We start from the raw sequence: 16,170 nt of genomic DNA, 5'->3' as shown, positions 1-16,170 counted from the left end.
CCTGGTATGCCCTTGGGAGCGGCCCCTATGGCATATCTCCTTTGGCATCGCATCATGCGTCATCATCCAGCCAATCCCCAATGGTTGAATCGCGATCGTTTTATTCTCTCGGCTGGGCATGGCTCGGCACTTTTATATGGCTTGTTGCACCTGAGTGGTTATGATCTGGGATTGGATGAGTTGCGACGTTTCCGACAATGGGAAAGTCGCACCCCCGGACATCCAGAGTATGGAGTGACTCCCGGAGTGGAAGCAACCACCGGTCCGCTGGGCCAAGGTTTTGCCATGGGCGTAGGGATGGCCTTGGCAGAACGCCATCTGGCACAGCAGTTCAACCAAGAGGGTTATGCCCCATTGGTGGATCACTATACCTATGCCATTGTCTCCGATGGCGATTTGATGGAGGGTATCACTGCCGAGGCAGCCTCTTTGGCAGGACATTTAGGCCTGGGCAAATTGATCTATCTCTATGACGACAACCAGATCAGTATCGAAGGCAGCACCGATCTGACCTTTACCGAAGATGTGGCCGCCCGTTTTGCCGCCTATCGCTGGCAGGTGTTGCGTGTCGAGGATGGGGAAAATCTCGAGGCCATCGAGGCAGCCATCCGTCAAGCGCAAGCAGATGGGGAGCATCCCTCCTTGATCATGGTGCGCACCCATATCGGCTTTGGTTCACCACGGGCTGATAGTGCTGCAGCACATGGTTCTCCGCTTGGCAAAGAGGCATTGCAGGCCACCCGGCGCCATTTTCAATGGCCCGACACCTCTTTTCACATCCCTGATGGCGTGTATGACCATTTTCGCACTATCGTCAGTCGCGGAGAGGCGGCAGAACAGCAGTGGCACAACCTTTTGCAAGAGATGCAGCGGAATTTTCCCCCACTGAGCGAACGCTTTTTACAACAAATGGCGGGTGTTTTGCCTGCCAATTGGCAGCAGGATCTCTCCCTGCTGTCACGCGATGGTAAGGCCAAAGCCACACGTGTTGTCTCTGGAGAGGTGCTGAACGCCCTCGCTCCCCATCTTCCGGCCTTGTTGGGCGGATCTGCCGATCTGGCCCCCTCCAACAATACCTGGTTGAAAAATCAGCCTGAGCGCAATATCCATTTCGGCGTGCGTGAACATGCCATGGCAGCCATCAGCAACGGCATGGCCCTGCACGGGGGAATCATCCCCTATTGCGGCACCTTTTTGGTCTTCTCCGATTATATGCGGGGGGCCATCCGTCTCTCTGCGTTAATGGGCTGCCATACCATCTATGTGTTGACCCATGACAGTATCGCCGTCGGCGAGGATGGTCCCACCCATCAACCCATTGAGCATCTGGCCTCCCTGCGTGCCATACCCGGATTGCTGGTTTTCCGCCCCGCCGATGCCTTTGAAACCATTGCTGCCTGGCGTCTGGCTATTGCTCTGCAGCGGCCTGCCGCACTGATTCTGACACGACAAAATCTGCCCCTCTTGCCAGAGCAGACAGCCTCGCAGGGAGTCGCCATGGGTGCCTATCTTCTCGTCGATTGTCCCGAAGAGCCCCAACTGACACTGCTGGCCAGCGGTTCAGAGATCCATCTGGCTCTGGCAGCACACCATGCCTTGCGCGAAGAGGGAATCAGCAGAGTGCGTGTGGTCTCCATGCCCTCCTGGGAGCTCTTTACCCAACAATCAGCCGCTTACCAGCGGCAGATCCTTGGTCCCGCCCATCCACGTTTGGCCATTGAAGCCGGCTCCTCCATGGGTTGGCATCGCTGGACCGGCGATCAGGGCGCTGTGCTCGCCATCGACCATTTTGGTGCCTCGGCCCCCGGCGCAGAGCTGCTCCAACAGTTCGGCTTTTCCGTAGAACAGGTGCTCCAAACAGCACGCGCTCTGCTCAACCCTTCTGCCTAGTCGCCCTTCTCAGCAACGCTCGCCAGCTCTTGTCCAGCGTGCTCCTCGGCAGTAAATTCTGCCGCCATAAATAAGCAATATTAGTAACTCTTGCAAACGTCCTGATAATATGCCATGCTTTTCCAGTTGCAACTGCTTTACTGGAAAATGTCTGGCCAAGGAAGTGGCATACAGAGTGCGAGGAGTCTGCAAAGATGCGACAGGTGTTGTTCTTTATTCCGTTGTTGGCACTCATTCTCTTCTTTCCCAGCATCGTGCCCGCACAAAAACAGCAACGGGATTATGCCTTTGGAGTGTTGGCACAACGCAGCGCCTTGTTGACCGCCCAATATTGGAATCCCATCCTGGAATATGTTGCCCGACAAAGCGGGATACGCTTGATCCTGCGCACGGCACGAACCGCGCCAGAATCCAATCAGGCCATCGCCCATGGGGAATATGACTTTGTCTATTCCAGCACCATTTTTCAACCACGTCTGCGCAGCAGTGGCTATCAAGTGATTTTGAAACCGCGTGCGACCGCAATCAGCGGACAAATTGTCACCCGCATGGATGCTCCGATCCACAGCTTGACCGATTTGCAAGATGCGCCAGTGGGCTTTCCTTCACGAGGCGCGTTTGTAGGTTATGCCTTGCCGATGGATCATCTGTTGCGCTCGGGCATCAGAGTGCAACCGCTGTTTGGCGGCAATCAGGAGGGGATCATGGCGCAACTGCAAGCAGGCAAAGTGGTCGCCGCCGGGGTCAATGAAGAGGTGATGCGCCATTTTGCCGATCGAGAATCCTTCCGATACCGGGTGTTGTGGCAGTCACAATCCTATGAAAATTTACCGATTGCCGTCCATCCCAGGGTAGATCCAGAAGTTGCCCGCTCGGTACAAAAAATTTTGTCGGAGATGCACCTCACAACACAGGGTGAGAGCGTGTTGCAGGAGAGTGCCCAGGTGATCAAACAACCGCCCCCCCATGGATTCATCCCAGCCAACCAAGAACATTATCGTAACTATAGCGATTTTTACCAAAATACTCTGGTGGCTGACATCGAATAACATCATGAACGCTCCGGCCAAATTTTGGGATCGTCTCCCCTTTACCGGCAGACTGCTGTTCACAGCCACTATTGCTCTGCTCTTTGGCAGTCTTTTTTTGCTCTATACGACCACTGCGCGCGATGCCTTGGAAGAAAAACAGGCGCAAGAATATTTTCTTCAAGCGTCACAGCAAACGCTGCCGGCGGCCATGGCGGAAATATTGGTGGTAGGTGATTATGCAGCTCTGCAGCAAACCTTGCACCGCTATCTTTCTCATCCTGATGTGCTGCATCTGCGCTTTCAGGATCGCAGCGATGCCGTCGTGGAAGCCAGCAAACCCCCCACACCCCATGCTGCCCCCTCCTGGTTTCATGACTGGCTTGGCATGGGCAATCTTATCGGTTCTCATGATTTTATGATCGGTGGCCGTTATTATGGTCGTTTACAGATCGAACTCAGCCCCAATCAGGCTATCAATCGCGCTTGGGAGAGTTTTTGGGATCATCTGATTGTCATCGCTTTGGTGGTGTTGCTGGACTTTATTGGCATCTGGCTGGTGTTGCATGCTGGTTTGCGCCCCTTGCAAATGGTGGTCATGGGCAGTCAACAGATGGCCCAAGGAATATTATCGGCCCGTTTGCCGGTGCATGGCAGCCCAGAAATACAGCAGTTGATGCAGGGATTTAACAGCATGGCCGATGCCCTGCAAAATGCTCGTACCGCCTTGTTGCAGGAAAAAGAGTTTTTGCAGGTCACATTGGCCTCTATTGCCGATGGGGTGATTATCAGCGACCAGCGCGGCGCCATCACCTTTTTGAATAAAGAGGCTGCCCGCCTGCTTGGTTGGCAGGCTGAAACGGCCATTGGCCAATCGCTGCGTCAACTGGTGCGTCTGCTCGATGCCAACAGTCGAGAAGAGTTGGATAATCCATTGCTGCATGTACTGCACAGCCGACAAACCATGCTTTTGCCGGCGCAAACCCTGTTACGTACCCACCAAAACAGGGAATATCCCATTGCCGGTATCGCCGCCCCCATTCGCATGCAGGCCGATGCTGCACCTTTGGGGGTAGTGATGCTCTTTCGTGACCAAAGCCAGGAGCGTCAACGCTGGCAAACCCTCCTGGAAGCCCGGCAACAAGCAGAAGCAGCCAATCGTGCCAAGGGAGAGTTTTTGGCAACCATGAGCCATGAAATCCGCACCCCGATGCACGTGGTGATCGGTATGGGGGATCTGCTTTTGGAAACCCCATTGAATGATCTGCAACGCGGCTATGTGAATAAATTGCAAAATGCCGGACAAAATCTGCTGGATCTGCTCAACCGCATTCTCGATCTCAGTCAAATGGAAGCGGGTCAACTGCAGATACAATCTGAACCACTGCAGTTGCCAGATCTGCTGCATGAGGTGGTGGCTCTGTTGCAGGTTGTGGCCAATAACAAGGGTTTGACATTGCGCTGTGAGATTGATGCGAGCACACCGCTGCTGATCAGCAGCGACCGTCTGCGTCTGCAACAGATATTGTTTAACCTGCTGGGCAATGCAGTCAAATTTACCGATCAGGGCTCTGTTCTTTTGCAATGTCGCTATGCCACAACAGAACAAAAGCTCCATTTTACCATTACCGATACCGGTATGGGCATTCCCGAGCAAGAGCTGCAGAGGATATTTGCCCCCTTCACCCAGTTGGACTCCGGGATGACCCGTCGCCATGGTGGCAGTGGTTTGGGTTTGGCCATCACCCGCAGATTGATCACCTTGCTGGGGGGCACTATTGCTGTGGAAAGCCAGCCGGGTCAAGGAAGTTGTTTTCGCATACAACTGCCGGTTATCCCCCTCCCTGCCCTGTCATTGCGCACTACCCCGCCCAATACCAATATCCCAGCAGTGCTGCCTGGCCACTCTGCAGCGTTATCCATTCTTCTGGTGGAGGATATGGAAGAAAATCAACTCCTGCTTCGCGCCTTCCTGAAGGAGACATCGCATCAACTGACCCTGGCGCACAATGGTGCCGAAGCAGTGGCATTGGTGCAGCAACACTCTTATGATCTGATTTTGATGGATATTCAAATGCCGATCATGGATGGCTATACGGCTACCCGGCAGATTCGCCTCTGGGAAAAAGAGCACGGGCAGCCGACCTGTCCGATTATTGCCTTGACTGCCCATGCTCTGGAGGGAGAGGCCAAACGCAGCCAGGAGGCGGGTTGTCAACTGCATTTGACCAAACCACTCAAGAAAAAGCATTTATTGGACATTCTCAGACAATTCAGTACCTCCTCCGCAACAGATGCCCCAACACTCTCAACACCGGCTGCCTCCACAACATCTGCCAGAGCAATCGCCTCTCCCTCCTGAGCTATAGTGGCTGCCAAACAATAACTGAGCCGCTCAAAAACCTCCCAGATCCAAACGCCCATCCGCGCCACCCCACTGACTGCCCCGTTGCTGATCGGCTGCCGCAGGAGTGGCCATGTTCTGACTCAAACGCTTGCCCAAAGAACGCACCTCACCCATGGTCGGCAGGTTTTCTTGTACTGATCGCCACAACATCTCCAAGGCATCGGGACCATCATCATGCTCCCCTGTACCTTCGCCCCAACGGCGAAGCTGCTCCAACAAAGTGATCTGTTTGCTATGAAAACGAATCAAACCATTGGCCACATGGGGTTGCAAACTGCTGATACGCAACCCCTTATCCCGCGAGGGTTTGCTGCCCTGTGCCGGCACGGGCACTCCCTGTTGGGCCGAGCGACGAATCAGCTCATCCTTGAAAAATTCCTGAAATTGAATCGCCTCGACAACCCAGAGTCGGCAATTATAACGCGCCTGGTACTCCATGACATCGCTGATGATCCGATCGGGAAGACGTGTGCAAATATCAGCCTCCACCAGATCAAGAATCCCGGTCGCCCGATCAAAACCACCCACCAGAATGGCCGAAGGATCCCCTTTGCCCCCCGATTTGCCCAGAGAGGGATCAACAGCCCCAAAAAAGAGCCAGGCAGGGTTTTGTTCACTCCAATAGTGGATTTTTTGAAAAATGGCCTGTTCGCTCAACGGTTGATTTTGCAACTCGGCTGCAAAAGCGGCACTGCCATCGCGCAGACGTATTTTCATCAACGCTTCCAGGCTGCGCACCTTGGGCCAGGAGAGGAGAGCCCCCTCCTCCATCTGTTGGCGATGCTGCTGAAAAAAGTGATCTGCGGCCTGCTCCCCCTCCTGCAACAAACAATTTTGCCAGTGCTCCCACAAAGCCATATTCCGAGGCCACTCTATAATAGCTTGAAAGCGTTTGCTCTCCCACAAAGGATTGCGTAACAGGCGCGCCAATAGTGAGTCGCTGTGCAACACCGTGCCCACCAGCAGCAGATCCATGGAATCATCTGCCGCCCCCAATTTGAGAACGGTACTGCGCAACCACTCTTCCAATTGATCGCGTTGTTGTCGGCTGCGCACGTTGACATCATTTTCCAGATCGTCGCAAATCACCATATCCGGACGAAAATTGCCATGGCGCAACCCACGCATCCGTCTCCCGGAACCAAAAGCCTGAATCTTGGTACCACTGGTTGTGACCATGACCCCGGCTTTCCACACCGGACCGCAACCACACGCTTCGGGAAAATCAAGGGCCAGACGACGGTTGCCCAACAACTCGGCCTTGATCGCTTCCAGCATGGCTGCTGCCTGATGTTGCGAATCCATAATAATCGGTATATAGCGACGACTGCCGGTTATCGCACACCACAGGGTAAAAATTTGCGTCACCAGAGTCGACTTGGCTTCACCACGAGGGGCAGCAATGGCCAATTTGACCCCACGGCGCTGACTGTGCAGCAGTTTGGGCAGACGTTTGTACAGATAGGTGTGCAACTGGCTGTCATGGGGGGAGATATAGTGGGGAAAATAGGTTTTGGCAAAAAAGCGAAATTCCCGTTTGGCACGCTGCAGGCGGCGTTGCCGATCTGCTGGAACGCGGCTCAAGCCGATAGCTTCGTCTTCACTGTGTTGGCGCAGGCGGGTAGCCAAAGCAGCCAATTCGCTGCGAAAGCGTTTGACAGGTAGAGTCGTGGTCATAGTAGCTCCTACTCACCCGGTTGCACCGGGTTGGTCGATGAAAAGCCCTCTCTCTCTTGATACGGCACAAGAGGTTGGCATAGGGCGCTATTATACCACAGGATTCCAATAATTATAATATGAAGGATTTCAACTCTATTTTTGCCTATTCAAGTCCATGATATACAACTCAGGCTACTTTGTGAAAACGTTCCAGCATATCCAGCAAACCTTGTTTACGCAGCGGTTTGGTCAATACAGCATTACAACCAGCAGCCAGCACCTGCTCGGAGACCTCTTTCATGGCATGGGCAGTAAAAGCAATAATGGGAGTCGGAGCATGGCCCTGTGTAGCCTCCCATTCACGCATGGAACGGGTTGCCTGATAGCCATCCATGACCGGCATTTGGATATCCATGAGCACCAAATCATAATGGGAAGATTGAAACTTGGCCAAACCGGCAGCGCCATCCATGGCGGTGCTCAGACGGTGTGCTGTGCGTTTCAAAAACGCCTCCAGTAAACGCAAATTATCTTCCGCATCATCCACCGCCAAGATATGCAATCCCGCTGTTACTGCCATGACAGTTGTTTCATGAGGCAAAGGAGAGGGCAGACTCTCCATCTCCGAAAGCCTCTCCATGGGCAAAACGACCGTAAAGGTGGTACCCACACCCAGGCGGCTGGCAACCTCAATCTCGCCACCCATCAGTGCAACCAGTTGCCGACAGATGGACAATCCCAAACCAACACCACCCAGACGGCCTTGGGCATCCCTTTCCACCTGAACAAATGGCTCAAAAATTTCCTGCAGGCGCTCCTCGCCAATACCCATACCCGTATCGGTGACAGTAAATTGGATTTGCTGCTCGGCCAGACAACAGACCATCAACTCAATGGAGCCCTGCCGCGTAAATTTGCGCGCATTATCCAACAGATTGAACAAAAGCTGACGCAGCCGTTGTCCATCACCGCGCACCATTTTTGGAATATTATCGGCCAAATGCACATGAAAAGCGAGTCCGCGATCCATGATGGCCCCGCGCATCACCTCTTCCACCTCATAGACCAGTCTCGGCAAATCCAGGGGGTGCTGTTCCACCTCCAACTGTCCCGCCTCGATTTTGGAAAGATCCAAAATATCGTTGATCAACCCCATCAGCATGTTGCCAGCATTGAGAATAATATGCAGGCAACGACGCTGCTCGGCATCCAAAGAGGTTTCCAGCAAGGTATCACCCATGCCGATAATGGCGTGCATGGGGGTACGAATTTCATGACTCATGGCCGCCAAAAAGAGCGATTTGCTGCGATTGGCCCGCAGCGCCTCTTCTTTGGCAAGACGCAACTGCTCTTCCGCCTCCTTGCGTTCGCTAATATCGGTAACAATTCCGCAGATGGCATAGGGACGTCCATCACTTTCACGCAACACAAATTTGTTGGCCAAAACAATACGCTCTCCCTCGCGCGTCGGTACCCTCTCTTCGACCATCACGGTGCCATGACGCAACACCTCTTGATCACTGGCCCGCAATGCACTGGCTACCTCCGCAGGAAACAGCTCTGTGTCGTTCTTGCCCCATATGCTATGATTATTGATACCCAACCACTCTTCACAACGACGGTTGATCATCAGATAGTTGCCGCGCAGATCTTTCATGAAGATGACCGCCGGAGCATGATTGAGAATGGCCTGCTGTTGGGCATCGCTTTTGCGCAATGCCGCTTCGGCAGCCCCGGCCTGGGCATGTACCAAGCGCATTTTTTGTTGCGAATAAAAAAGACCAACCGCTATCAGCAACACACTCAGGAAAAACAATCCAGCAAATATTTGTGCATCCCAGTACCAATCTTCCAGTACCACTTCGCTCAACCGGCTGACTGCAACCCAAAGCGGTTTGTCCAACTGCAACTCGGCAGGCTGGATTGGTTCAGCCATGCCGAGCCGTCTGTTTTCTCCTGTTGCTGCTGGTTGAGTGCTATTTTGCCACTGTTGCCACAATTGGCCTGGCTGGGCAAAAGCTCCCGACAAAATCACCTCGCCCTCTTGCAGATGGGCCTCTCGCTCTGGAACCTGCAAAAAGAGATGACCGTCGCCATGCACAATGGCTGCCTGCATATCTGCTGCATACAGCACCGATTGCAGCAGAACACGAAAATAGTCTGGCTCCAAAGCGATGGCCACCACACCGGCAAACTCTCCTTTTGCAGTCAACAGAGCTTGCGACAGATGCATGATAAAAATCTGCTTGTCGATACGCGAGCGAAAGGGCGGCGAGAGATAGAGGCGCTGTCGTTCTGGTTGCTGGCGCGGAGTGCGAAAAAAGGCACGATCATTGACATTAATATGCAACAGTTCCGCATGGTTGGAATAATGAACAACACCATTGGCATCCACGACCAACAAAGCCCGAATACCGGGAATAACTGAATAGGCTTCCCACTGTTTGATTTGGCTGGCGGTGGTGGTTGGAGACAACGGATGATCTGCCACATCATTTTGTATTCTTTGCAGAATGGTACCTGCTGTACGCAACAAGGAGGTGGTATTTTCCTGGATGACGCGCAGTTGTGCCTGCAGGCGCTCCTGTTCCAAACGGTTCAGGGCGGCATAATCCTGAAAACGATCAAAGCCCAGCAAAGCACCAGTCAACAGCGTCATGGCACCGAGCAGGATCCATTGCATTAACAAAGGGCGATGGGCATAGTTGGTCATAACAATCCATCCCGATAGGGCAACGGACGGGGATAATAAGAAACGACTCTTTCATTTTGCAAAACGGTTGCCACTCTCATGTCCTGATTGTACTGCAAGCATATGGGAAAAATCTACTCCCGTTTGCGGATAAAAGATCGGCTCAACACACTGATTTCTCATGATATAAGGATATACCCCTCCATGGTGAGTACAGCATGGCGCCCGCGACTCTTGGCAATCGGCAAAGCGACAGTAGCGGCAGGCATGATCTACCTATTGTGGCAGCAGGGAATTTTGGATCCAACACTCCTGCAAAACTTCACCTGGCAACCGCAATTGTTGCTGGTGGTGCTTGCCTGCAACCTGGCAATGATCTCCCTGGGTGCGGTGCGTTGGCAGATATTATTGCGCAGCCAGGCCATCATTTTTCCATTTGCCTGGAGCCATGCCATGACCTATCTGACCTTTTGTTTTAATTTGCTGGTTCCCGGTTCGGTAGGAGGTGATGCCTTGCGCATGGCCTATCTGCTCCGGCACAGCAGCGCGCAACAAAAAAGTGCCGCCATTCTGACCATCCTCGCCGACCGGGTGAGTGGTCTCTATGCCATGTTCCTGCTGGCTCTGCTCGCGGCCCTGGCCAATCTGTCCACCGTGCTGGCGCAATTGCCAGGCCGTATTCTGCTGCTTTCACTGCTACTCACTGTTGTGGGCGCACCTTTGCTGGCAGCATTGTTTTTTTGGGGCATGAAGCGCTTGCCGCTATCTGCTGCCAACTCCTCAGAGAACAGCACTGCCCGCCCTTTGTCCCGACCCACCCTCCTCCTGACCCAACTCGGACAAGCTGCCCACTCCTTCTGGCAACATAAACGCTCTCTGCTGGCCGCCATAATGGTCTCTGTTCTGGCACAAAGCCTGGAAATCATCGCCTTGATCTGGATTGCGCGCCATCTGGGCCTGTTGTCCTCTACAGGTGACCATTTTTTTCTTGCCGCCCCCATCGCCTGGATTGCCAATTTGTTGCCTGTCTCACCAGGAGGCCTGGGTGTCGGGGAGGCTGCTTTTGCACAAATCTGTCAATGGTTGCAACCAGATTCTGCCGTGAATGCACTCGGCACCCCTTTCCTGATTAACCGTGTGCTGCAAATGCTTGCCAGCTTACCCGGCCTCTGGGTCTATCTCAATTATCGACCACCCACATCTTCTTGATAATTTTTTTATATTAATCCACCCACTATTGACACTATTTTTCCTTCGCATGCTCTAGAGTATCCGGTTTGAGAGGGGTTGCATCCAGCCATTTCCAGGAAAAAAGAGCATGTCCGCAGTTCACACAGATGCACACAAACACAATATGTCAGCATTGGTCATCGGAGCACTGGGAGTTGTGTTCGGTGATATCGGTACCAGCCCTCTCTATGCTGTTAAAGAATCTCTTGCTGCCATCAGCGGGCATGGAGGGTTGCCCTCTGCGGGGGATGTCTTCGGCATCATTTCCATGATCCTCTGGTCGCTGCTGATTGTCATCACCATCAAATATGTGCTGTTTATCATGCGCGCCGACAATAAAGGGGAAGGCGGAATCATGGCCTTGACTGCTCTGGCGCTACGCTCCCCATTTGCCACACCGCTTTGGCGCATCCTGATCAACTTTCTTGGTATCTGCGGTTTGGCGCTCTTTTTTGGCGATGGTGTCATCACCCCGGCTATCTCTGTTCTTTCCGCCGTCGAAGGGTTGGAGCTGGCGACACCTGTATTGCAACCGGTCGTCGTCCCGGTTACCGTGATCATCCTCCTGATTCTGTTTCTCGTACAGCGCCGAGGCACCGCTGGAGTGGGTGCCATGTTTGGTCCGATCATGTTGCTGTGGTTTTCTGCACTGGCTCTCCTGGGCATTTATGGCATTCTCAAACATCCACAAATCCTCGGCGCCATCGATCCTCGGCATGCTCTTGATTTTTTTCTGGAACATCGCGGACAGGCATTCCTGGTCTTGGGAGCCGTCTTTCTTTCCGTTACCGGCGCCGAAGCTCTCTATGCCGATATGGGGCACTTTGGTTGTCGACCGATTCAACTTGCTTGGCTGTTTCTGGTCTTTCCCGCTTTAGTGCTCAACTATTTTGGTCAGGGTGGTTTGATCCTGGATGATCCACAAATGGCCAAAAATCCCTTCTATCTGCTTGCTCCCAGTTGGGGGCTCTATCCCCTGGTGGGTATGGCTACTGCAGCCACTGTCATTGCCTCGCAGGCGGTCATTTCGGGCGCCTTTTCCGCAGCCCGCCAAGCCATGCAGTTAGGCTTTCTGCCGCGCATGGAGGTGATCCACACCTCTTCGGAAGAGGAAGGTCAAATTTATGTACCCACCATCAACTGGATTCTGCTGGTTGCCGTATTGATTCTGGTCTTTGGTTTTCGCAGCAGCAGCAATCTTGCCTCTGCTTATGGTATTGCGGTTACTGGCGCCATGGTCATCGATACCACTATCGCCTTCGGAGTCGTACTGCGTACCATGTTTGGCTGGAGCCTGGCTTTAACCATCGCTTCTACCCTCTTTTTCCTGCTCTTCGACGTGCTCTTTTTTGCCGCCAATGCCCTCAAAATTCCCGACGGCGGTTGGTTTCCCTTGTTGCTCGGCAGCTTTATTTTCCTGCTTATGTCCACCTGGAAACGGGGCACTGAACTCTGTCGTCACGCTATCAAGAAAGTGGAAATCCCCCTGGAGCCCTTTCTGCGTCAAGTGGCCAATGATCCCGTACCCCGTTCGCCAGGTGTCGGCATCTATTTGAGTACCAATGGCACCATGGCGCCACAACCTTTGGTACAAAATCTTCAACACCACTGGGTCATCCATGAAACTGTGGCCATTCTGACCATCCGTTTTCTCGACACTCCCCATCTGGGTCAGGAACAGCGTGTACTGGAAAAAGATCTGGGTAATGGCTTTCACCATCTGACGGTTCGCTTCGGTTTCACCGAAACACCCGATATTCCACGTGCTCTGCAACATAGCCGTTTGTTCCAGGATTGGTCCAACCCCGATGAGACCTCGTTCTTCCTGGGCCGTACTGCCTTTTTTGCGGAACAGTCTCGTAATGGCTTGCCGCTTTGGAGAATTCATATGTTCCTCTGGATGCAACGCAACGCCAGCAATGCCGCCTCCTGGTTTCGTTTGCCTGCACACCGGGTTGTGGAGATGGGAGCGCGTGTCATCTTGTAATGATGGCGACAGTCGCATTACCCTCTCAGCATGATTGCAGATGCTTGTGCTGCACAAGCATCTGCAGTGCATCTTTGCTTTGGCAAACCACAAGAAGACTTGCAATTTTTTCCATAACTGCGGCAACATGCTGCTTGCGCCAACGGAGCACTGCCAGCTCCAGCAAGCCCGCTCTGGATCCAAAGCACCTCATCCTTCTGGGACAACCCGCCTGAAAAGCACGCGCTGCCATGAATGATCCTGCCCCTGCCAGTCAATGGCAACTCCGGGAAGCAGTCCTGGTCTGTATTGGTCCGGGACCAGACAGCGAACGGTTGATTGAACGCGCTGCCCGCCGTGCCAGTCAGACCGGCGCTCCCTGGCACGCTATTGCCATTGAAACTCCTGCCAGCCAATGGCTGCCAGAACCGGTCCGTTCGCGTATTCAACAAACCTTGGCCACCGCCCGCCAATTGGGAGCCCAGACAGCCAATCCTTACGGACGAGATGCGGTCAGTGTGGCCATTGCCTATGCCCGACAACACCATCTGGGGACATTGCTGGTCGGACGCGACCGTTACCGGCGCTTGCCTTGGCAACATGGTTTTGCAGAACGTATTGCCCGTCAGGCTCCTGATCTGGAACTGCTGCAACTGGCGCGCAGTACAGAAAGCTCTTTGACTTTATTATCCCGCATGATTCCCCACTGGCAAGCGCACAACAACCGCTGGCTGGCCTATGCCATGGCCCTGATCGTGGTGGCTATTGTTACCGGATCTATTGCGCCTTTTTATGAACATTTGGATCTGGCCAACCTGGTCATGATTTTTCTGTTGGCTGTGCTTCTTACTGCCATCCGTTTTGGCCGTGGTGCGGCCATGTTGGCAGCCTTTCTCTCCGTGGCCTCTTTTGATTATTTTTTTGTTCCGCCTCGTTTCACCTTTGCCGTACATGACACCCAGCATCTGGTCACTTTTGCCATCATGCTCACTGTTGCTCTGGTTGTCGGGCAATTGACCGCCTCACTGCAGTGGCAGGCTCTGGTAGCCAATCAGCGTGAAACGCACATGCGGGCACTGTATGAAATGGCTCGTCAACTGACCAGCGCCATGAATGTGCAGCAGATGCTCGCCATTTGCCAGCAATTTATGCAGCAAGGCTGCAAGGCGGCCATCACCCTGTTGCTTCCAGATGCACAGGAGCGTCTGCAACCGGTCACTCCACACTCCACCACCTTGCTTGCGACTCATTATGAAACGGCGCAGCGTTGCTTTGCTCTGGGTGAACAGAGCGGTTGGGATATGGATACCCTCTCGGCCTCTCACCTGTTGTTCCTGCCACTCAAAGCACCAACACGTATTTGTGGGGTTTTGGTCGTACAAACCGAAGAGCCTCTACGGCAATTCTCTTTGGAGCAAAAACAGCTTTTGGAAACCAGCACCTCTTTGCTGGCTATCTCTCTGGAACGGCTTCATTATGTTGAGTTGTCACAACAAACCCAATTGACCATGTCGGCAGAGCGTCTGCGCAACTCCCTGCTCTCTGCCATCTCCCATGATCTGCGCACACCGATGACCATTATTACCGGACTGAGTGAGGCTCTCTGTCTGGCCAAGCCCTCTTTGCAGGAGCCGCATGTCGGTCTGGCCAAAGCCATACGCGAGGAGGCCGCCCGCACTGTAACCATGGCCAACAACCTGTTGGATATGGCACGCATGCAAATGGGCAACTTTACCTTGAATCGCCACTGGCAAACTCTGGAAGAGGTGATCGGTGTCTCTATGGGTGATTGTGCCACTATTCTGGCTCGTCATCGCGTGTCCATCGATCTGCCAGTCGATTTACCTCTGTTGCAACTGGACAGTGTGCTGATGGAGCGGGTCTTTAACAATTTGCTGGAAAACGGCGCCAAACATACCCCACCAGGAACGCTGCTGCATCTTTCCGCCCATCATGCAGATAACCAGATCATCATTCTCTTCTGTGATGATGGTCCGGGCCTGCCCAGCGGTATGGAAGAGAAAATTTTTGATAAATTTACTCGTGGTAAAACCGAGGCAAGTAGTGCCGGATTTGGCTTGGGATTGGCCATCGTCCGCACCATTATCGAAGCCCATGGCGGTACCGTCAGTGCCAAAAACCGACCAGATGGGGGAGCCTGCTTTACTATTCGCCTACCCGCAGGAGAACCACCAACCATCCCGGAGGAACAGGAATGAATGAGGGATTGACCACCACTCCCATCACCGTGGTGGTGATTGAGGATGAACCACACATTCGCCGCTTTGTGCGTACTGCCTTGGAAGCTGAACAATATGTGGTGGTGGAAGCGGAAAATGGGGCTCGTGGTTTGATAGATCTGGCCACACGGCGACCTGATTTGGTCATTATCGATTTGGGATTGCCTGATTGTGATGGAATCGATCTCATTCGTGATCTGCGCACCTGGTCGCAATTACCGGTTTTGATTCTTTCCGCTCGCGTCGAGGAAAATGACAAAGTGACAGCTCTGGATGCCGGTGCGGATGATTATCTGACCAAGCCATTCGGTGTCCCTGAATTGATGGCGCGCGTGCGGGCGTTGTTGCGTCGCTCCCTGCGTCATCATGGTGAAGAGTCAGCCATCGTTCGCTTTGGTGCAGTCGAAGTTAATCTGGCCCAGCGACTGGTCAGTCGGGATGGCAAGGCGGTGCATTTGACAGCCATTGAATATCGTTTACTGGCACAACTGGTTGCCAATGCCGGTCGTGTGTTGACCCATCGCACTCTGCTGCGCGATGTGTGGGGTCCAAATCAAAGCGAAAACACTCATTATCTGCGTGTATACATGTCCAATTTGCGTCGCAAACTGGAGGAGGATCCAAATGTCCCTCACCATATTTTGACAGAATCGGGAGTAGGTTATCGTTTGATACTCTCCTGAGAGGTTGCGACAAACGCAACTCCTATGGAAGGTCATGCCACCCTGCCAGAAAATGAACAGAGATTGCGCGGCGAAGCTGCAGGGCAGAGTGCATAAAAAGGAGCGGGACAGAGATCCCAGCTCGCTCTTTTTCTGTCCCGAAAGCAAACAACTTAACTATTCAGCATCCAAAAACAACTGGGGGTCCAGGGAGGGCACCTCAATGCCATTAACTTAAGCCGTTACGTGTGGGGCTTATAAGCTGGCCGAACGCGAACCCCTGTCCCAAGCCTCTTTTTACGGTTATAACATCTATTTAGGGTCTCCTCAAAAAGCCCCTACCGCAATTGCTCTTCTACCGTGAGATGGACCCGACTCAACGGTGATTTTTGTTAC

The 16,170-nt window shown here is 53.3% G+C and carries 9 protein-coding genes; 7 read left to right on the top strand and 2 right to left on the bottom strand.

All coding sequences use genetic code 11. From position 1 onward, the window contains the following. From tkt to EJP87_RS06665, 3 genes are all read left to right on the top strand, one after another. A partial coding sequence (gene tkt, locus EJP87_RS06675) for a transketolase (protein WP_130471083.1) occupies window positions 1-1,890 on the top strand: 1,890 nt, incomplete at its 5' end. A 194-nt stretch (window positions 1,891-2,084) separates the two neighbouring features. Further along, complete coding sequence (locus EJP87_RS06670; protein ID WP_130471082.1) at window positions 2,085-2,939, top strand: phosphate/phosphite/phosphonate ABC transporter substrate-binding protein; 855 nt, start codon at window positions 2,085-2,087, stop codon at window positions 2,937-2,939. A 4-nt stretch (window positions 2,940-2,943) separates the two neighbouring features. After that, window positions 2,944-5,280, top strand: a complete 2,337-nt coding sequence (locus tag EJP87_RS06665) for a hybrid sensor histidine kinase/response regulator (protein WP_193771196.1) — start codon at window positions 2,944-2,946, stop codon at window positions 5,278-5,280. 33 nt (window positions 5,281-5,313) lie between these two features. Here EJP87_RS06665 and terL read toward each other — a convergent pair whose 3' ends face one another. Further along, the gene (terL, locus tag EJP87_RS06660; protein WP_130471080.1) at window positions 5,314-7,002 is read right to left on the bottom strand and encodes a phage terminase large subunit; all 1,689 of its coding nucleotides are present in this window, start codon (window positions 7,000-7,002) and stop codon (window positions 5,314-5,316) included. Between the two features lie 169 nt (window positions 7,003-7,171). Continuing rightward, entirely contained in the window at window positions 7,172-9,697 is a 2,526-nt protein-coding gene (locus EJP87_RS06655) for an ATP-binding protein (RefSeq protein WP_130471079.1), read from the bottom strand. 183 nt (window positions 9,698-9,880) lie between these two features. Here EJP87_RS06655 and EJP87_RS06650 point away from each other — a divergent pair, with 183 nt between their 5' ends. The 4 genes from EJP87_RS06650 (at window position 9,881) to EJP87_RS06635 (ending at window position 15,795) form a co-directional block, all read left to right on the top strand. Then, window positions 9,881-10,885 (top strand): lysylphosphatidylglycerol synthase transmembrane domain-containing protein, encoded by a 1,005-nt coding sequence (locus EJP87_RS06650; protein ID WP_193771195.1) that lies wholly within the window; start codon window positions 9,881-9,883, stop codon window positions 10,883-10,885. Window positions 10,886-10,994: 109 nt separating this feature from the next. Continuing rightward, window positions 10,995-12,893, top strand: coding sequence for a potassium transporter Kup (locus tag EJP87_RS06645; RefSeq protein ID WP_130471077.1), 1,899 nt, complete (start codon window positions 10,995-10,997; stop codon window positions 12,891-12,893). Window positions 12,894-13,123: 230 nt separating this feature from the next. Continuing rightward, complete coding sequence (locus EJP87_RS06640) at window positions 13,124-15,091, top strand: DUF4118 domain-containing protein (protein ID WP_130471076.1); 1,968 nt, start codon at window positions 13,124-13,126, stop codon at window positions 15,089-15,091. Beyond that, the gene (locus EJP87_RS06635) at window positions 15,088-15,795 is read left to right on the top strand and encodes a response regulator (RefSeq protein ID WP_227657495.1); all 708 of its coding nucleotides are present in this window, start codon (window positions 15,088-15,090) and stop codon (window positions 15,793-15,795) included. The genes EJP87_RS06640 and EJP87_RS06635 overlap by 4 nt, the downstream gene beginning before the upstream one ends. Window positions 15,796-16,170 lie beyond the last annotated feature (375 nt).

Source organism: Candidatus Magnetaquicoccus inordinatus (genome assembly GCF_004217665.1).
Classification (GTDB): domain Bacteria; phylum Pseudomonadota; class Magnetococcia; order Magnetococcales; family Magnetaquicoccaceae; genus Magnetaquicoccus; species Magnetaquicoccus inordinatus.
The sequence above is the reverse complement of the archived record's forward strand: the minus strand, read 5'-3'. Positions and strand labels throughout refer to the sequence as shown.